A 21,742-nucleotide genomic window follows, 5' to 3' on the forward strand; every position below is an offset into this window, starting at 1 on the left:
GGCACCATCTTCAGTAGTAGTTGACGCTACCGCTCATACAGTGACCTTAACTCTGGCTAATGCCGTACTTAATACTGATACTGTATTAGTAAGCTACACCCCCGGTGTTAATAAGATCGAAGATATTGCTGGCAATGCAGCATTGGCTTTGACCAGTCAGGCTGTTACGAACAATACACCGGCTGCTGCATCAGTGCTAGCGTGGATATCGCATGACGATTTTGTATTGGGTCAAAATGGAGTGCTCCTAGACACAAAACCGCTGATCACTATGCAGATTGCCAATACGGTGAGTGATACCGGAGCAGTAGTGGCCGTTGATCCTAATGCTATATTGGCTAATATTGCTGTATTAGATCCGGTCAGTAATGGCGGAATGACGGATGGAACGAAACCTGCTACTGCGTCATGGGATCCATTGCAGTTCAACGTTTCGTCTTCGACAGTTCTGGTTGATACCAATCCTTCAAGACCTGGTACACAGATTCAAATTGTGATTGATATTTCCCATGCTGGAGTCGCTGCTGGTGGTTTCAATGGGTATATGAAATTTATTTCGCAATCAACAATTGACTCCTATGCCGCAGCCAACATTACTTTGACTAATTTAGATGGTAATGTAGTTACTCATGCCGGTTGGTATGACTTTACTCAAAGAGTTTCCGGCGGAGATGGAGCGAAATTCGTTACTACAGGCGGCCACATTACTGCAATTGTAATTACGATTACTGATAACGCCTTCGGCGATAGTGACCCAGCTGTTGGACATGTTTACGATCCTGGTGTCCCGGTACTGTATAGCTCAGTCAGCGCAACAATTCCAGTCACTGCTGGTGAGCTCAATGCATCGCGTATATACGCGCCTACTTTTGTTGATAATTCAAGCTTACAAGCAGATCCTCTAGAGGTAGCTCTAGATACAGATTTGAACCTTAAGGATAAGGATTTTGATTCAGAGGGCTTTGCTGGGAAGCCACAGTTTGTTAGAGCTTCCCTCTCTAATACCGCATTAAAAGGTTCAGCTCCTTTAGCTGTCGCCTCTCCACAAGCTCCCGAGAAATCGGGGGATACTGAATCTAAGGCAAAAGCTAACAATGATCCAAATAAGAGTGCGTCTGAGCAGGGCAATCAAGCTGGACTTCGCAATACTTTGACGCCTCCAGACGTCATTCCAACTGTTTCTGGCCAGGTAAATTATGACCTTCCGCGGGGCACTTTTACTGGTGGCCATGGTGCTTTGACCTTAGTTGCAACTCAGAAAGATGGCGCACCATTGCCAGCATGGGTCAAGTTTGATAGCGCAACTGGTAAGGTGACTGCTAATGTACCTGCAGAAATGCAGACCCCGTTGGATATTAAGGTTCAGGCGACCGATAGTAAAGGCGATAAAGCAGAAACAAATCTCAAAATCAAACCTCTTGCACCGCGTCCACAAAGCTTTACTGGAAAACCACCTTTATCCGCTCAAATTGAATCGATTGTGCGTCTCGTTGCTTAATGACTGAATCCATAGCGCAACCTCAGCAAAAACCGCCAGTACTAGTTCTTTTAGATCTAGCGCGGCGTGCGCGGCATGCTGAAAGCGCAGCGTCACTCCAATTCATTCTGACGAATGAAACTTATGCGCTTGCACCATATCAACTCGCCGCTTTTTGGGTAAGTGAAGAGGGTGTTCTGAGTCAATCAAGCGTTTCTCAATTAGATAGAAATTCTCCATTTATATTGTGGCTTTCTCGGGTTTGTAAATCGCTTTCAGCTCAAGAGAAACCGGTTGTTGTAACTCCTTCTATGATTGAAGCAGAAGACTTGCCAGAGTGGGGTGAGTCTTTGCCAAGTCAGGCACTTTGGCTGCCAATTGGTAATGAAAATCTCTCGGCCGGCCTTTTACTTTGCCGCGAAGATCTTTGGCAAGAGCAAGATATGGGTTTGCTGGCTGAGTGGATGGATATTTGGTCCCATGCCTGGATTAAATTACATGCACCAACAATCCATGGCGAGCTGAGCAAGTGGTGGTTGAAGTTTTCCGCCGTGCTTCCAGGCCAGGAAGAGATAAAAAAATATCACAACGACTTAAGCGTTGGTATTGATGATGTTGTTCATAATGTCGTTAAAAAGCCAAGCACCTGGCTTGGTCTGATTAAAAAAGGTATGCAGTTTATCGGTGGAAAAATTAAATCCACCTTATCTTTTTTGAAAGCAAAAGGACTGCACGGGACCTTCGAAGCTATTAAGTCGGAAATCAAGGCAATTTGGCAGGATAAAAAGCGTCGCATCAAATGGCTTATTTGGATTGCGATACTATTTCCGGTGCGCCTAACAATATTGGCGCCAGCAGAACTTGTTCCCGCTAATCCTGCCATCATTCGAGTACCCATCGAAGGTGTAGTCGATGAGTTTTTTGTCACCCCCAATCAAAAAGTTGTGGAAGGGCAGCCTTTATTCAAGTTAGATCTCACTTCTTTGAATAGTCGCTTGCAGGTTGCTCAGCAAGAGATGCAAATTGCCACCACAGAATATCGTCAAAGCTCACTTCAGTCCTTATCTGATTCGAAGAGCCGTGGGCTGTTAGTGCCACAAGAGGGCAAGGCAACCGAAAAGCGCTTAGAAGCTGACTATCTCAAAGAATTATTGGCCAAGGCGCAAATCAAGGCCCCAAGAGCTGGTGTAGCACTTTTTGATGAGCCTTCAGAGTGGATTGGCAAACCAGTAGTTGCGGGTGAAAAGATTATGGTGATTGCAAATGAAAACCAATCAGAAATTGAAGCTTGGATACCGCTAAATGAAGCAATCCAGCTGCCAGATGAAGCTTCTGTAACCCTCTATTTAAATGCTAGCCCTTTATCCCCGATAGATGCCAAGATGCGCTATCTAGGTCATGAGGCAATGCAGTGCCCCGATGGCACTTATGCCTATCGTTTAAGGGCTACTATCGATTCTGGTGAGTCACCAGCTCGAATAGGATTAAAAGGTACCGCAAGAGTCTCTGGACAATTTGTACCCTTGTCCTATTGGGTGCTGCGTAAGCCAATCGCATTTGTACGTCAGTATCTAGGCCTGTAATTCATGTTTAGCCAGGAGAAACCGTGGCCTAGTCTGCGCGAAGACCTGACTATTCATGCTGGACCGGCAGATCCTTCCGGAGCGCCTACCTGGACATTACATGATCCTGCGCGAAACCAGTACTTCTCTTTAGATTGGATTGCCTTTGAAGCGATTTCCCGCATCAAGATGGGTAATGCAGCGCAAATTGCTGAAGCGATTAATGATGGCACTACATTGCATGTTGATGAAGAGTCTATCGGAGTAGTTCTCCAGTTTTTAGAAGAGAACGAGCTCGTTCAACGCAACGACTTTGCCGGTACATCCTGGCTAAGTGCTAAAAATAATGCTCGAGAGAAGGGTATTTTTCAACATCTTTTGCATGGCTATTTATTTTTTAGAGTGCCCCTCTTTAAGCCTGATAAATACCTAGGTAAAGCCTTAGGACAGCTCCAATTCTTATATAGCCCCCTGTTCTTCAAGGTAACAGCTTGTGCGTTCTTATTGGGTTTGTGGGGTGTATTTAGGCAGTGGCAGTTATTTAGTGCAACTTTAGTAGATACGTTTAGTTGGGATGGTTTGATCGGGTATTCCACCGCATTACTGCTGATCAAAATCTTGCATGAACTCGGTCATGCCTTAACTGCAAAACGCTTTGGCTGTCGGGTTCCTACAATGGGTGTTGCATTCCTTGTGATGATGCCAGTTGCTTATACGGATGTGACTGAGTCATGGAAGCTCAATTCTCATCACAAGCGTTTAGTAATTGCTGGCGCTGGAATTATGACGGAAATCATATTAGCGGCCTGGGCTTTATTGGCCTGGACACTCATGCCTGATGGCGCACTGCGGGGGGTTTGCTTTTTTGTGGCCACCACTTCTTTGGTGGCAACCTTTGCTGTAAATGCCAGTCCTTTTATGCGCTTTGATGGTTATTTCCTCTTATGTGATGCAGTAGGCATTCCAAATCTTCACGCCAGGAGCTTTGGATATGCTCGATGGTGGCTGCGTGAAAAATTATTTCATTTGGGTGACCCTAAGCCTGAAGAATTTTCACCAAAGTATGAAACCTTTATTTTGCTATTTGCTTTTATTACTTGGGTTTATCGCTTGGTGGTATTTTTTGGTATTGCTTTATTGGTTTATCACTACTTCTTTAAAGCCTTAGGCATTATTCTTTTTGGCGTAGAACTTTGGTATTTTTTAACTAGACCTATTTGGAATGAATTCATTGTTTGGAAGAAACGTTGGCCTGAAATTGGGCCGGTAGTGCGTCATCGGCCAGCCTATTACGTATCGCTTATTTTATTAGGTTTAATTGTCATTCCCTATGATGTGACCATTAACACTCAAGGCATGCTAAAGCCAGAAAGAAGCTTTTCAGTCATCGCCTTCCAGGCTGCTCAGGTATTGGTTTTACCACCCCCAATCGCAAGCAATATTAAAACTGGTGAGTTGATTATGAAATTGGACTCCCCTGAGTTGGACGTCAAATTGCTGAAAGCGCGAGCTAAAGTTCAAACCCTTACAAAACAGTTTGGAGCGGCTGGTTTTTCTGCGGACACAATCACGCAGCAACCCATTTTTCGTGATCAGCTTCAGTCAGCCACAGAAGAATTAAAAGGTCTCGAAGCAGAACGTAGTCGTCTTTATGCTACGGCACCTTTTTCAGGATCGATTGTTGATGTTGAGCCTGATCTATTTGTTGGTGAATGGGTTCCCAAGGGAATGCAATTAGTAACGCTGATTGATGATGAGCACTGGGTGGTTGATTGTTATATCGATGAATCAGACCTGCACCGTATTGACTTGGGTAACTGGGGTAGGTTTGTGCCTGAAGCGCCTGGTTTGGGGTCTGTGGGTTTAAGCGTCATCGCTATAGATCGAGACGCCAGTAAAAGCTTGTTAGATGGTTCCTTGGCCTCTTCAGCTGGCGGCCAAGTATTGGTCAGACAGCAAGGCAGTAAATCTATTCCTGAGCGATCCATCTATCGAGTCCGCTTGAAGGTTGATGGGAACCCAGGGAAGATATCTACCGGATACCTCCGCGGTGCTGTCACTATCTTTGCTTGGCCCAAGTCAGTCCTGGGTGACGTGTTACGTGGCGGCTTAGCAACATTTGTGCGTGAGGCGGGTTTTTAACAGCATTAGTCAAAAATTATCTATAAAATCAATCATTTATTGATTCACTTAGATCCTTTACCTCCATTTCATGAATAACTTGCGACAGATGTTTTTTAAGCAAATTGGCCCACTTGCCATTTTTGCAACCGTATTTGGTGTTTTCCCGTCAGTTGTATTTGCCCAGGTAGACGCTGGAGCCCTGCAACAGGGTTTAGAAAAGCAGTTGCCAATGCCTTCGCCGTTAGCATTGCCTGAACCAACGGCAAAAGAACCGTTACGTCAAACTCAACCAAGCCAAGGTGAGGTCACCTTTGAGGTGAAATCTTTCGTCTTAGAGGGAGTTAATTTGCTGCCAGAGGCAAGCGTGCAAGAAGTGCTGAAAGCCTGGGTAGGACGACCTGTTAATTTCGATGACTTGCAAAATGCTTGTAATGCAGTCATGGATTTCTATCGCAAAAGTGGCTATACCGTTCAAGCTATTTTGCCCCCACAAAAAATTGCTAATGGCATAGTCAAAATTTTGGTGACAGAAGCAAAGCTCAGTAGCGTAATGGTGGACACTCCAAATGGTTCAACACGCTTTGGCAAAGACCGAGCTGCTGAATATATTACCTATGCAAATCCAATTGGTCAGCCATTAAATACAAAGGCAGTTGAACGTGCCTTGTTAATTTTGAACGAGACCCCAGGTGTCATTGTTGCAAGTCAGCTAGAGCCAGGCGATCAGGATGGCGACACCGCATTAAGACTACAGCTGACTGAGCCGCAGTGGTATCAAGGCAAGGTTGAGGCGAATAACTACGGCAGTAGAACTACCGGTGCAAACCAAGGGGTGGTTGTCTTGAATGGCATCAATCCTTTAGGTATTGGCGATCAGGTATCTATAAATGGTATTTACTCCGAGGGCTCCCAGTATGTGCAGGGCGCTTATTCATTGCCAGTTTCTCCAGATGGTTTGCGTCTAGGCGTATCTGGTACTTACCTGAACTATAAGAACGTCAGTAACTATGCTCAGAGTGCTAGCGCAGGATATGGTGATGCTTGGACTACGGGCGCATCTCTTGCCTATCCCTTGATACGAGAGCAAGGTACAAACGTAAACATTAATGCCAATTACGATGTCAAAAGTTACATGAACAAAAACTTATTGACCATGCAAACAATGAGTAGCTACAACATCAACAACGCCACGCTTGGATTGTCGGGTAATCATTATGATAGTTTTGGCGGTGGTGGCGTTAGCACAGGCTCTGTGTCGGTTGTACACGGCTATCTTGATATCATGGCGACGAGTTTGCAGGGTTACGGTCAGTACACGCCAGCCAACTTTACAAAATTTAATTTCTCTGGAAATCGTACGCAGCAATTAAGTGAGGGTGGTGAAACTTCTGCGTATGTTGGCGTGACCGGCCAATTGTCGACTGTGAACTTAAATTCAGCCGAGCAAATCTATATGGGTGGTCCTTACGCTGTGCGTGCGTATCCAGTGGCACAGGGTGGTGGCTCACAAGGGGGTATTGCTACTGCAGAGTTGCGCCATCAATTTCCAGGGCGGATTACTGGCACCGCGTTTTATGACCTTGGATTAGTTCAGCAATACAAAAATACCTATCCCAACTGGCAGGGCCTGACAAACGCCAACAATTTTTATTCTCTTCAGGGCGCTGGATTTGGAGTTAAGTGGGATTGGGAGGGCTGGAACCTCGGGGCAATGGTTGCCTGGCAGATTGGCAAAAATCCTCTCTATAGCTCTACAGGACAACCCGTCAATACGGATGGCACGACCACCAATCCTCGTGGTTGGTTTACTGGAAGTTATCAGTTCTAATAAATTAATTTAGGTGAGCTACTAGTCAAATGTTAGTTAAAAAGAATTTTCTGATCGGCCTATTAACATTGATTTCAGTTATTGGTGTTAGAGCTGCGCATGCAGATACAAAGACCGATGCGAAGTCAGACGCTAAATCTGATTATGAGTTTGTAGCTACAGTAAATGGTTCGGCTATTACTCAGGGCTTACTCAATCTGAATATACGAACCTTGACGTCTCAGGGCCAGAAGGACACGCCTGAGTTGCGTCAAGCGATTAAGGAAGACCTCATTAATAAGGAGCTCATTGCTCAAGAGGCGACAAAATTAGGTCTGGCAAAAGAGATTGATTTTCCAGATCAGATTGCCCAATTAAAACAAAACCTACTTTTACAAGTTTATCTAGAAGATCACTTTAGGAGTGATCCTATTACCGACGCCAAAATGCGGGAAGAGTATGAGCGTCAACGCAAACTGATGGGTGAGGGTAGTAATGGTACTCAATACCGCTTGAGCCAAATTTTGGTTTCTAATGAGACTGACGCCTTAGATCTCATCCGTCGAATTCAGAAGGGTGAGTTATTTGGCAAGTTGGCCCAAGAATACTCAATTGATGCTGGTACCAAGTCGCAAGGGGGTTCATTGGGATGGGTATTGCCGGGGCAGGTGATACCAGCGGTGGCCAATGCTATCCCTAATCTAACCAAGGGCGGCATTACCTTGGCCCCTATTCAAACCCAGTCTGGCTGGGTTATTTTGAAGTTAGATGATAAGCGCGCCTTTAAGATCCCAAGCTTTGAGGAATCTAAAGCTCAGATACGTCAGGCCATTGTTCAGCAGTATGTTGCCGAAACCGTCAAAAACCTACGTGCTAATGCAAGGATTGTGCAATGAAGCTCTTGAAGACTCTTATAGCCTTGGGTTCACTCATGCTGGCAATATCGGCACAGGCTGAGAAATTGGCCTCTCAAAACTGGGTTGTAGACCTCAATGGGCAAGTCAATGAGGCTTATACCGCCAATGAATCCAATTCCTCATTTGGAGTCTTCTGCTCAGGTGAAAAGTGCCTTTTTTACCTCCATCAGACCCTTAAATGCGATCCGGGGATCAAGTATTCCGTATTGATGAATAGTCAGACCATTTCTACTGCTTTAAGCATGGAATGCACCCAGATTGGGGGTAATTTATTCCAGATCCTGGACCCGTTTGATGCCGTTTTAAAGGCTACCCAGGCAGGGGAGATGATCGGTTTTGCGGTAGCACTTCAGTCGGGTGCATTTGCGGTTACCAGGTTCAGTTTGGTGGGGGCAAAACCAGCGATTGAGAGGGCTCTTTTGGAGGCTGCAAAAAGCAAATTAAGAGAGCAAAAATCACCTCTAGAAAATACTCCAAAATCGACTCTAAAAGACATTGCGATTTAATTGCGGCACACCATTCCGATAGATTAAATTCTTTCGCGTACAACGCTGACAAAGGATTATTTTTTAGATCGGTAGTGCAGAGGTTTTGGCCATAGGAATCAAATTGAATAGCTTGATACACATTAAAGCTCATGTAAAAGATGAAACATCTTGAGCTATTTTTTGCATACTTAATGTAATACCTTAGCTTGAAAAATGCTCTAAAAGTACTTTCGAGCACAGCCTAAATTAAGTCTTTAAGGCAATAAACAGCATTTGAGAAATTCTTATTAGGGCCTTAATAACTGTTCTTCAAATATCCCAAAAAATAGGTCATTTTTGTCTGCCCGAAAGTCAATCGATGGGGCGTTTTATATAGTCAATTTTCGGCTAGAAATTACCCAAAAAATCGAGCGCAAATAGGGTCAGATTTGAGGCTTAAATAGGACATCAAATTTGCTATCAACGGGGTAGTTTTTTGGGTTCTAAATTCACAACTTTTATTCACAAAATTCACTTCACTCTGATGCAAAAAAATAGAGAAAAAAGCATCAATTATTGAGAAGAAAAAATGATCAAAAAGATAGAAAAATTAGCCCAAAATGAGCAAGAATCCCCCTAAAAATCACCTCAATTTACTGGTTATGAAGGGGGTAATTTATTCAAAAGTGACCCCTTGTGAAAAAAGTCTAATGCCCTGATTTTGGGCATTCATCAACACATCGCCCGCAAACCCTTGAACTTACAAGGCCGTAATTGCACCAAAAATACCCCTAATTTGACGTTAGCTTAAAAGCGCATTGTTGTGTATCCTAATCACTCTCTAAGCCATATAAACAGTGCGCTACAGGGAAATCAGCAGCAAATAAAAAGTAGTGATTAGTAGGTCAATTTTTATGCATTCAATTGCATCGTATTAAGAAATATTTTTTTGAAAAAACTGGCAGCAAAAATTCTCGATATGAAGTCATTTTTCTTTGCAAAAGCGAAGAGGACTTTTGCCGTGAAAAACACACGCGCAACTATCGGATTTTTGATACTCAGCCAGTTGAATTTTGCGATCGCTCAAACAGCGCCAAATGCACTTCCAACTGGTGGAAGAGTTGTCGCTGGAAATGCCACTATTTCGCAGACGCAAAATACAAATTCTGCGACGATGAATATCAATCAAACTTCACAGCGTGCAGTTGTGAATTGGGACAGTTTTAACGTTGGTAAAAACTCAACAGTAAATTTCAATCAGCCAAATTCTTCCGCCGTTACTTTGAATCGCGTCACTGGTGTAACGCAATCTATGGTCGATGGCGTTGTTAACGCAAACGGACAAGTTGTTCTCGTGAATCCCAATGGCGTGACCATCAGTAAGGGTGGGGAAATGAATGCGGCCGGTGTCGTGGCTACGACGATGGATATCGGCAATAAAGATTTTATGGATGGAAAATCCACCTACAAAGGCAACGGAAAAGGGGTGGTTGTAAACGAGGGAAAAATCAGCACAAATGACCCTAACGGATACATCGCACTTTTGGCCCCAGAAGTGCGCAACGAAGGCTACCTTTTGGCCAAAATGGGCCCTGATAATACGGTCGCCCTGGCTAGCGGCAAACAGATCACCCTTGATTTCCGGGGAGACCACCTCATTAGTGTCAGCGTGGACCGTTCCGTTTACCAGGGATTAATTGAAAATAAGCGAATTATTGAGGTTCCAGGCGGTTTGATCGTTGTTGCTGCAGGTGCAGCAAATAGGTTGATGGCATCTGTGGTTAGGAACACTGGCCGAATCTCCGCCTCCTCAGCAGTCAATAACGGCGGTGTCATTGAATTGGTGGCCAATACCGTGACTCAGGCAGGCGCCGTTGCTGCCAATGGCAACGGACAGGGTGGTGTTGGTGGTCAGGTCAATGTTGTTGGCAAAAATATCACTTTGGCTAGCGGGTCCAAGACAACCGCTACCGGAAATGCTGGTGGCGGACAAGTTAATGTTGGTTTAGCGGCAACCCAAGTTTCCGGTGGTGCGCAAGTTAATGCGCAAGTGCCTAGTCAGTTAAGCAATGCACAAGCCCAAGCTTTTACCAAGGCTAATGCCAATACTGCTGCAAATAACAAGCTGTTAGCGAAGACAGTGACGGTTGCCCAAGGTGCGATGGTCAATGCTTCTGCCACACAAGCGGGTAACGGCGGCATCATTGCTATTTGGTCACAGCTAAGCACTTCAGTGGCTGGCACACTAAAAGCATTGGGCGGCGCTCTCTCTGGTAACGGTGGTTTTATAGAGACTAGCTCTAAAGGGCAGGTGAGCTTAGCGCCAACTGTTGTCGTCAACACAAGTGCAAGTAATGGTAAGTCTGGAACATGGTTATTAGATCCAATTGATCTCACCATTGATAGCGCATCAGCGAATGTCATTTCAACTGCACTCTCAAGCAATAACGTCAGCATTGCCGTGAATGGCAATGTCTGCCCAAGCCTTGGCAGCTGTACTCAAAACGGTAGCGGTAGCTTGACAATTGCTAGTGGCGCAAATATTTTGAAGCAAGGCAATACACAAACAACATTGACATTAAGCTCGTCTGGAATTTTTAATCTCAATGCAGATATTTCTGGTCAAAATTTAAATGTGATCATCAGTAGTTCGATCGCGTATTTGAATGTTGGTACAACCATCACTGCAACGCAAGTGACTGTGCAAGCACAAAGTGTTTATGCAAACGGAAACATCAATGCTGTGAGCTCAACAACACTGGGTGCAGCGATTCAATTGCTTGCACAAGCAATCTATGTTTCTGGTGGTTTAAATGTTGCAACAAATACAAATACAAATACAAATACAAATACAAACAGCAACACAAATACCAATACATCAGTAACGTATAACGGCAATATTATTCGTAAGGAAGACCTGCCTACGTTCTTGACGGCCCAAAATAACGCCACAACTGCACTGGATGTTGTGTACTCAACAACTGCCGCTAATGATGCGACCATCAGCGCCCCAATTACTGCCAATAATCAGACCAATGTGATCAATCTGACTGCCGTTAGGGAGATTGATCTCTACAGCACTGCAGAAATCAAGGCCAACGGCACTACCGGTGGCTATATCAACTTGACTGCTCAAGCATTAAACGCCCAAAGCGGGTCCCTGATTCAGGCCAATGGCAACAATGGCCCCGGTGGTGTAATCGCTCTGACAACTAGTGATGTACACCTCTCAGGAGCGATCAGCGCCAATGGCGCAAACGGTGGCTCTTTTGCGCTTGCTGCAAATAATGCCCAATTTGATGGCGGTGCCACGATTCAGTCCAATGGTTCGAACGGCCCTGGAGGCACTATATCTATTGATGTTTCACAATATTCAGTTATTGTCAATAGTGGTTTGTATGCAAACGGTACAACGGATGGCGGCAGCATCCGAATCCTCTCTCGTGCGGGTAATTTAAGTCTCTTTGACTCACTCATTCAGGTCAATGGCGGCAATGGTCGCGGTGGTAGCGTTGGTATTTCAGCTTTCAATCAAACCATTCTCTCAGGTACAACAGTAGAAGCGAGTGGTTTTATTCAAGGCGGAACAATCCTAATCGGCAATGATGCTAACAACAGCACATTGCCGTTTTCTATTTATACGAGCCTAGATGAATTAACCACTATTAATGCATCTCAAACCAACCTAAGTAATACGACGGCGGGTGGTTTTGTTGAAACCTCTGGCCACTATTTAAAGCTTGGCGCAACAATCAATGCAGGAAAAGGTGGCAATTGGCTAATAGATCCTCAAGATTTGAATATCCTGACGCATGCCGACTTTGTTGCAGCAGGTTCGTGCTGCGGCTATTGGTCAACAAATCCGGGGCTGACCTACCAGTACTACTCTAATAATGCTACAGCCAATTTCGATGCAACAACAATTGCCGCTGCCTTGGCTGGAGGAAATAATGTCATTGTCTATACAACTGGATCTACCGGTAGTGGCAATGGTGATATCAACATAAAAGGTAGCATTATTCCTGGAGCAATGAGTAGCGATGCAACTTTAACTATCAAGGCGGCAGGAAGCATTAATCTCAATGCAGGGGTAACGATTGACGCTACACAAAACAGTAATACTCATAAATTAAATGTAATTTTTTGGACTAATACCGGAAATGTTACTTCCGGCACTACAGCTTCATATATCTTTTTAGATGCGGGCTCATCGATTAAAACAAATGGCGGAAATATCACTCTAGCCGGTGGGTCTGACACAGGTGGTGACGGCATACCGGTCGGCTATGCATATAACGGAGCCTCCGGATCAACTTATGGTGGACTTACTATTGGACCTAGGGCGGGAACAGGTTCAAGCATTAGCCTATCGAGTGGCGGCGGAAGCATCACTCTTAATGGCCGTACTGGTGGTAGTGATAGCTACCCTGGCGTTACCTCTCAAACTGCGTTTGTCATTGATAGTGGGTCCGGACAAATATTCCTTAACGGAGTTTCGTCTACCGGTCATGGTATTGAGCTTACTTTTGGGGGGCAGCCTAATTTTGTAATTTCATCTTCATACTCTGGATCTAACAATGCTATTACGATCTACGGGGAAACATCATCTAACGGCTACATGGGTACATGGTGGTCAAACAATACTGCAGGTAATGTATTAATTCAATCAACTAGCAGCACTGGCGGCGGGGTTAGTATTACTGGAAATAATACGGCCGGTGGATATGGAATATTTTTAGCTAACACTGGATCGGGGCAAACGAGTCAAATACTTTCTGGTGCTGGGACAATTACTCTGGCTGGGTATAGTCCAACAGCAAACCAAAGTCTAAAACTAAATGGCAACGTTTATCTTGGTGTAAGACAAAACTCGACCCCAATTGACGGTGTGACACCTGCGGTTACAAGCTCCTCGGCTAATATTTCCCTTACTGCAAATGACTTTGTATTTAGCAACCTGATCGTTAATGGAGCCACGGGTTCAATAACAATTGCACCATACTCGAATGCATCTTCCAATGCATTCACATGGAGTGGAGCTTTATCGAGTGGAAATTGGACTTCGACTGGTACTGTAGCCAACCTAATTATTAATAACTTTGCAAATGTTGGCGGCCTACAAATTGGTACTAGCTCTGCCAACAATCAAGCTATCACTGTTAGCTCTGATATATCAATTGCCGGACCCATTAGCTTTTACGGCAGTTCTGTTGTGCTGAATTCAAACATTACATCTACTGCAACTGGTGCCAGTATTTTTATTCAATCCTATGGCACACTGTCCCTATCAGGTACAGAGACATTCCAAACAAATAATGGGGTTGTGACACTTGCCTCGGATTCTGCTGGAGCTGGTAATGGTGGTGTTTACGATAGCGGTGCGCTGACGATCAATACCTCTGGTGGAAACCTATTTATAGGCGGTGGCACACTCACCAAAAACGGTAATGGCACTGTAACTGCCACAGGTTATGCGCAGGGTAAAACCTCAGGTCAGTCCGAGGGCGTCCGTTTTGTTGGAACAACTAACTTTAATACTGCAGGCGGCAATATTTCCATTCTTGGTAAGTCCGGAACCTCAAGTTCAGGCAGTGGTTCTGGTGCATGGGGTGTTGGCTTTGATCAAAACCTTGCTATTAATAGTGGTACGGGCTCGATCTATATTAATGGTATTGGTCAATCCACTAATTCGGGCGACTATACCTCCGGTATTTTATTTACCTACGGTAATGGCTCTTATACACAAACCATTACCTCCGCAAACACCACCTCTAGCGCCATTCAAATTATTGGAAACGCTGCGAATGCAACTAACGCTAGCTGGTCTGGTGGAGTCATTTTCCATTCAGCAGGAAATACTGTTATTGCGGCCACTGGTGCTGGTGGAGGTGTCACTATTCAGGGTACACGTAATACCGCTGTATACGGAAACGATGTCTATTTTTATGGAACCAATTACATCCTTGCGAATTCAGGACCAATTAACTTAATTGGAACTACAGCTGGTGGGAAATTACTCATTGCCGGCTCTGGCGCGGGTCTTCTTAATATTGGTGCATCAGGTGTAACGGCTGTTACTACTGCACTAGGATCGGCAGCGGCCGCTGTAGCAAGTTCAAGTAGTAATGTAAAAGTCCAATTCGATGCTTGGAGTTGGTGGACTAACGGTAACGGTAACAATGCCGGTACTGCATTTGATTTTTATAATTCCGGAACACTAGCAATATTACCGGTCACCGCTGCTTCAGCACAGAGTATTTCTACCAGTTGGTGGAATTTTGCAACAGGTAATAATTTAACTGGCTTGACGATTGGAGCTGCGTCAGTGAGCGGCACCACCATGCCTTCGTCAGCCTTTATCCAGGTCAATTCAGCAATTTCGATTAATGGACCAATAGTCCTTGCTGATGGTTATGTCTACACAAGCACGAATGTGTCTACTCCTGGGGCGTTAACGCTGAATGCAGTGGCTGGAGATGTTACCTTTAATAACGACGTGACTATTACTGGTTCAGGTAATGGTCTAGTGGCTAAGGCTACCGGTAATATTCTGACCGCAAACAGTCTCACATTCCAAACAAATAAAGCACCAATTACTTTCTGGGCAAATTCAGGAAATTCAACGGCCGGAAATATTGAAATCGGCAGTAACAATACATTTAATTCCGCTGGAAGTGGCTCAACCTTAAATAACTTAAGTGGCGGAGGGGTCATTACCTTTGCAGGTGGCGCCGATAATGGTAGTGGTATGCCAGGGGGTTATGCGATTGGTGTATCTACTCAACCTACTGGCGGTACCGGTTGGTATGACATGGGCATCAGCTTCTTGAGTGGGCTGGCCATGTATTCGGGCGGTGGCAATATCATTATTCAAGGCCAGGGCGCTTCTAATTATGGCGTTCTGAATAATATGGATGGTGTTGCCATTGCGGGCGGCACTATTAATTCTGGTCAAGGCACTATTTATATCTCAGGCAAAACCAGTGTCACTGCAGCAAGTAATACCTACGCCTATGGTATTCATCTTAATGCGAATGGTGATGGCGCCACGACATCGATTATTTCCTCTAATGCTACTGCTGATGCGATTAAGCTGATCGGTGACTCAAGTGCAAGTAGCACTACTGGTTCTAGTGGAATCATGATTTACTATGACAATGGTTCGGCAGGCCAGGGAACAACCATTGCCGCTACTAACGGTGGTGGAATTACCCTAACTGGTAAGGGTACAGCTGCAACTATTGGAAATTCCGTTGGTTACGGAGATGGTATTGACATCAATAATGCTCAAATTCTGTCAACTAGCGGTGCAATTAACTTAAATGGTTACGGTAATGCAAGTACTTATGGAATCTCAATGGGTGGTCGCACACTAACAAATAATGCGGTAACCATAGGTCAAGCCGCTGTTACAGTTGGCGGTGTATCGATGGCTGCGAGCTCAAGCGACATTAGTCTCAATGCAAATGCAATTGTGGTGAATGCTGGCGCCTCCTCTGGCTGGAATGGTAACGTTGCAAGTTCTGGCACTTTGACTATTCAGTCTACTGACAATAGTTTTAATTCGGCGCTAACCTGGCCCGTTAGCGGCTTGACTTTGGGTTCCAATTTATCCGGTTTAACAATTGGAAAATCAACGAATAATCAAAACGTTACGATTGGTTCCTCCACCAGCATAGCTGGGCCAATCAATATTTATGGCGCTGCAGTTGCAGTCAATGCTTCCTTGAAATCAACTGGTAGCAATTCAAACGGTAACATCACTATCGGCGCATCATCTGGCTCTCAGACGGGGACCATCACCACTGGTTCTGGCGGTGTCTTTCAGTTCAATGGAGCGCTATCATCATCTACATTTGTATTGAGTCAGTCCAATGTTATTGATGGCGGAAGTGTTATAAACAGTGGCGTCATTAAGTTAAGCAATGCTTCTGCCCTTGGCTCATCAGGACCGATTAACGTCAAATCCGGCGCAACCCTGGATTTGTATGGGCAAACCCTAACCAATACAAATACCTTAACCCTCAATGGTGGCGGTAATAACGGAGCGGGGGCTCTGACGAACTCGAGTTCATCTACTGCCACTTATGCTGGTTCAATCACTTTAGCTAGCGCAAGCGCAATTGGTAGTTCATCTGGAGCGATTACTGTAACTGGTGCCGTTGCTGATAGTTCTGCTTATGGCTTAGCATTAGTGGGCACAAAAGCTATCACCCTGAATAATTCTGGAAATACCCTCAGCACAATTGCTTCGAGCAGCGCCTCTTTAGGAGTTGGCGCTATCACTATTGCCAATAGCGCAGCACTCACTATTGGAACGGTTACGGTAGGCGCCAATACGTATAACGGACTTACCTCAACGGGCGCTATCAATGTCCAAACAAGCTCAGGTAATCTGACAATTTCTCAGAATGTCAGCACCTCCAGCACATCCGCAGTTGCTGCATCCCCAGCCTTATTGCTAGCTGCTGGAACTAGCAGTGCTATTGCAAACGATACCTATAATATTGTTTTGAGTGGTTCGCCAACATTTACGATTGGTGCTCATGGTATTGCTGATTTCTATTCTGGCTCTATAGCAAATAGCACTGGTCTTAATACTTATATTTTGGCGCAATCAGCCAATAGTATTACCGGTGGATCTGGAATCTCCACTCAACCAAGCTCTGCAGGATATAACGCAATCTATCGTTTGTCTGCGAATATCTATCTTGATATTGTTGACTTACAAACTGGAACTTACGGTACTGCTTCGAGCCTACAGTACTGGTATTCAACCAGCCCAACATCCTATGGTGCTAGCTATGTGCCAACAGTCTTGTCTGGTATTTCTGCTTTAAACGGTGTACAGACATTTACTGCTGGAGCTACTTCAGTCTCAGTGAATAGTAGTGGCCTTACTGGAACTATTGCCATTTCTACAGCGCTCACACAGTCACTTGCTGCCAATACCTATTCTTTATCTTTAACGCCAAGTCTCACATTGGCGGGTTACACCTTCTTTAGCGGGAATGCTCCAAACTTTACAGTCAACCCAGCAACTCTCAATATTGCGATTAGTAAAGCCTATGACGGATCAGGCGCCTTCACTAATGCTAACCCCTATACCTTAACTGGCATGGTATTGAGCCAGTCGGCACCAACGATCACATCAGGCTCTGCAGCTGTAAGTAATGTAAACGTTGGAACATCAACTGCCTTTACTTCTAATACGTTTGCCTTAAGTAATTCCAACTACACCCTGACAGGTGGCACCGTATCTGCTGGTATTACTCAGCAATCCTCAGTCACCTATACCGGCACATCGGGTGGGGCATGGTCCTCCGGTGCTAACTGGACCGTGACTAGTAGCATTGGTGGTGCGAATATCACTGGTGCAGTGCCAACCTTTGCTAACGTGGCAACAGTGGTCATTCCGTCTGGCAAAACCGTAAGCTATGACAACACCATCCTGAGCTCAGCCCCAACCAGTGCTGTCGGTGTTACTGCTAATGGCACTCTGAGTTTTGCCAATACAACTGCTACGACATTTACTTCTACTATTTCAGGTAGCGGATCTGTTGCAGTTACGGGCTCTGGGCAAGTAAGCTTATCTGGCAGCAATAGTTATCAAGGTACAACTACCATTAATTCTGGCTCTACCTTGCAACTGGGTAATACTAGCGCTACTGGTAGCTCTGCGGTAACCGTCAACGGTACTCTTGATCTAAATGGCTACTCAGCAAACTTAGCCTCATTAGCTGGAGCTAGTAGTGGCGTTGTTACTTCTACTGTTAGCGGAAATGCAACCTTAACTGTCGGCAGTGGCAATGCTACAAGCACTTATTCAGGTGTTATCCAAAACGGATCAGGAACAGTTGCACTAGTTCAAAATGGTAGCGGATCACTCACGCTGGCTAATACCAATACCTATAGTGGTGGCACTACTGTAAGCGGCGGCACATTGATTGCGGGTGATGCAGGGGCATTTGGTACAGGTGTTCTGACTAATAATGCTACTGTCAACGTTGCGGCAGGTATTACCACTTTGAATCTTTCGGGTCTTGCTGGAACCACATCTGGTGCGGTGCTCAGCCTGTCCAATTTATCTGGAACACCAGCAGCAGTTGCCTTGACCCTAAACGGGGCTGTTAACTCCAGTTATGCCGGCACTATTACTGGTCTTGGAAGTCTGATCCAGTCGGGTAGCAATGCGATCACCTTAGTGGGTGCGAATACCTATAGTGGTGGCACTAGTGTTAATTCTGGATCCTTGATTATTGGTGTGGATGCCGTTAGCAGCAGTGGTATTTTGGTGAGTGGAGCGCTGGGTACTGGAAGCGCAACAGTAGCTAGTGGAGCGGCAATTAATCTGAATGGCCATTCATTAGATAATGCGTTAACTCTTTCCGGAACCGGTATTAGTTCTAGCGGCGCCTTATACAACTCAAGCGCTAGCTCAGCTACTGTTAATGGTGCCATTACCTTGGCGGCAGATGCTTTAATTGCCAATACAGGTGCTGTCACTATCAATGGAAGCATTGATGGTGCTGCTAATCTAACCGCATCTACAAACAGTACAGGTGGCCTTACTTTTGCAGGAGCTGTGGGTGGAACAACTCCGTTGAGCTCATTCACTACTACCGCAACGGGCGGCACACCAGCTGTTACGATTTCAGGTGGCTTGATAAGCGCCACGGGCAATATCAACTTTGGCAACCCAGTTGCACTAGGTACAGATACAACCTTGACGGGTAGCAATACGATTACCTTAGGCATGACTGGTAATAGTCATGCTCTAACTATTACCAACAATGCGCAAATTAATTCAGCAATTACAGGTTTATCTAGCCTATCAGTTGGCGGCACTACTTCATTAGGAGCAAACGTCACAACCTCTGGCTCGCAAACCTACGGTGGTGCAATCACTCTCACAAATGCAAGCACTCTGACTTCGAGTGGCGCTAGCAATATTTCGCTAGGTGCAGTTGATGGTGCATATGGTTTAATTGTATCTAACGGCGCTGGCGCAATTACGCTTGGTGCAATTGGTGCAAATACCCCTTTAACTACATTGACTCTTCAAGGTACTGGCGCCAATACGCTTAATGGAGATATTCAGACGAGTGGGGCAGTTGATCTCAAAGGTACTTCTAGAACAACATCCTTTGCTCACGATCGCATTATTACTACAACCAATAGCTTAGGTAATGGCAACATCACCCTGGGCACTACTAATACTGCTTTTGGCTTAACCCTGAATGCCGGTAGTGGAACTATTGCATTGGGCGCTACGGGTACATCAGCCGACGGAATGTCTGCTGTGGCACTATCCTCATTGACGCTGACTGGTTCAGGAGCAAATACATTAAGTGCTGGTGTAAGCGTTTATGGAACACTGGATTTGGGTGCCAATCGTAGCAATACCATTACCAATAGTCTGCGGATCAGCGCAACTACTGGCCCACTCGCAATTGGTGCCATCGCTATTAATAATGGCTTGACTCTGACTGTGGGTGATAACGGTACAGAAAATATCACCTCTGGTGGTGTGACCGGACCAGTTGCTGGAAGTGCTAATGTGACCTTTAGTACTGGTGGTACTGTGACGGTCAATGGAGCGATCGGTACAAATATCAATACCGTATGGCTTAACAAGACAACTGGTGATGTCAGTATTACAGGATCATTTGCTAGCTCTATATTGCGCATGGATTCTGGTGCGGCATATAACTTGAGTATGACTGGTGCCGTTAATAGTATTGGCGCTTTCTATAACGCTGTCAGTACGAACGCAACAACTGCTTTCGAAACTACTGGCGCTTTAACTCTCGGTAATAGCTCTAGCGCTACTTTTAGTTTCGGCAGCTCAACTGGCGCATTTACAGTATCCCAGCCAAGCGCTATTACTTTGGCTGGAACCATTTCTACCTCAGCAACTTCTGCCGGTACCGGCTCTATCACCCTAGGTAGTAGCACGGAGGCAATTACGCTTGCAGCCGGTACAACCCTGAATACGACTGCAAGTAACGGCAACATCACACTTAATGGTGCCGTTACTGGGGTAGGGAAAGCTCTCAGCCTAAACGCAGGAACTGGTTCAATTTCAAGTACTTCTGCCATCAGCGGCGTGACCGATTTAAGTTTGATTGCTAATACGATGTCCTGGACAGCAGCTGTCGGTGGTACTGGCGCATTGACTATAAATCCTGGAACAAATAGTCGCGTAATCAATTTAGGCGGCACTGGTACTGGCACTTTAGATATTTCTACTGCAATGCTCAACCTGTTAGGAACAAGCTTTACAAGCGTAACTGTTGGTGGCGCAAGTCAGAGCGGTGCAATTTATCTAAAAGCAGCCTATTCAACATCTGACTCATTGGTGTTGCGTAGCTCGGGCGGAATTGATATTGGTGGGGACTTAACTGCTACCGGTACGGCAACACTGACCTTGACTGGGCCCGTATCTATCTCTGGTGCAGCAAGATCTATTACCACCAACAACACTACCTTGTCATTTAGTAGCGCAGTTAATAGCTCAACATCAACAGCAAGAGCTTTAACAATTTCTACTGGCAGTGGCGATATTACCTTTAGCGGTATTGTTGGTGGAGTAAATCCTCTTGGTGCACTCTCATTAACTTCGACAGGTTCAACTTCCTTTAATGCTGCAGTGACTGCTGGCTCGTTAGTGCAAAACGCATCTTCTGGAACTACCACGATTAACGGCGGGGCCATTACAACTTCTGGCCTACAAACCTTTGGTAATAATGTGACCTTAGGTGCTGATACCACATTGAGTTCTAATAGTGGTGGATCAGCTAATGGCTCAGTGTGGTTCAAAGGTACCTTAGATAGCGCCTCCACAACCCCATATGCACTGACCATCACTTCTGGCTCTGGTAACGAGACCTTCACTGGAGTAGTGGGCGGTACTAATAAGTTAGCGGCTATTGCACTGACCTCTACTGGCACCACCACCTTTAGTGCTGCAGTGACTGCCGCTTCCGTAGTTCAAAATGCAGCGACTGGCACAACAGCCATTAATGGCGGAGCAATCACCACCTCAGGTGTTCAGACCTTTGGCAACAATGTCACCTTGGGTGCTGATACCACTCTAAACACCACTGCTAGCTCTGGTAACGGAGCAGTAAGCTTTAGTGGAACTCTGAACAGCGCCTCCACAACCCCATATGCACTGACCATCACTTCTGGCTCTGGTAACGAGACCTTCACTGGAGTAGTGGGCGGTACTAATAAGTTAGCAGCTATTGCACTGACCTCTACCGGCACCACCACCTTTAGCGCTGCCGTATCTGCCGCTTCACTCATCCAGAACGCTTCTACTGGTACAACAGCCATTAACGGCGGAGCAATCACCACCTCAGGTGTTCAGACCTTTGGTAACA

7 protein-coding genes are annotated in these 21,742 nt (G+C 45.4%); all 7 read left to right on the plus strand.

Annotated elements, in window-relative coordinates; translation table 11 throughout:
- Positions 1 to 1,498 (plus strand): SwmB domain-containing protein (locus ICE90_RS08515; protein ID WP_255533339.1); only part of this gene is annotated, 1,498 nt, incomplete at its 5' end.
- Entirely contained in the window at positions 1,498 to 3,060 is a 1,563-nt protein-coding gene (locus tag ICE90_RS08520; RefSeq protein ID WP_216191993.1) for an efflux RND transporter periplasmic adaptor subunit, read from the plus strand. The genes ICE90_RS08515 and ICE90_RS08520, both read left to right, overlap by 1 nt.
- A gap of 3 nt (positions 3,061 to 3,063) precedes the next feature.
- On the plus strand, positions 3,064 to 5,181 hold the full coding sequence (locus tag ICE90_RS08525; protein WP_216191997.1) for an HlyD family secretion protein: 2,118 nt from the start codon (positions 3,064 to 3,066) through the stop codon (positions 5,179 to 5,181).
- 70 nt (positions 5,182 to 5,251) lie between these two features.
- Complete coding sequence (locus tag ICE90_RS08530; protein ID WP_216191999.1) at positions 5,252 to 6,991, plus strand: ShlB/FhaC/HecB family hemolysin secretion/activation protein; 1,740 nt, start codon at positions 5,252 to 5,254, stop codon at positions 6,989 to 6,991.
- 29 nt (positions 6,992 to 7,020) lie between these two features.
- Positions 7,021 to 7,866 (plus strand): peptidylprolyl isomerase, encoded by an 846-nt coding sequence (locus ICE90_RS08535; RefSeq protein WP_216192001.1) that lies wholly within the window; start codon positions 7,021 to 7,023, stop codon positions 7,864 to 7,866.
- A complete protein-coding gene (locus ICE90_RS08540) occupies positions 7,863 to 8,393 on the plus strand; it encodes a hypothetical protein (protein ID WP_216192002.1) in 531 nt (176 codons plus the stop codon). The genes ICE90_RS08535 and ICE90_RS08540 overlap by 4 nt, the downstream gene beginning before the upstream one ends.
- Positions 8,394 to 9,303: 910 nt before the next feature.
- On the plus strand, positions 9,304 to 21,742 hold a 12,439-nt coding region (locus ICE90_RS08545; RefSeq protein ID WP_216192005.1), incomplete at its 3' end, for an autotransporter-associated beta strand repeat-containing protein.

The organism is Polynucleobacter sp. AP-RePozz3-80-G7, from assembly GCF_018882145.1.
In the GTDB taxonomy this organism is placed as follows: Bacteria; Pseudomonadota; Gammaproteobacteria; order Burkholderiales; family Burkholderiaceae; genus Polynucleobacter.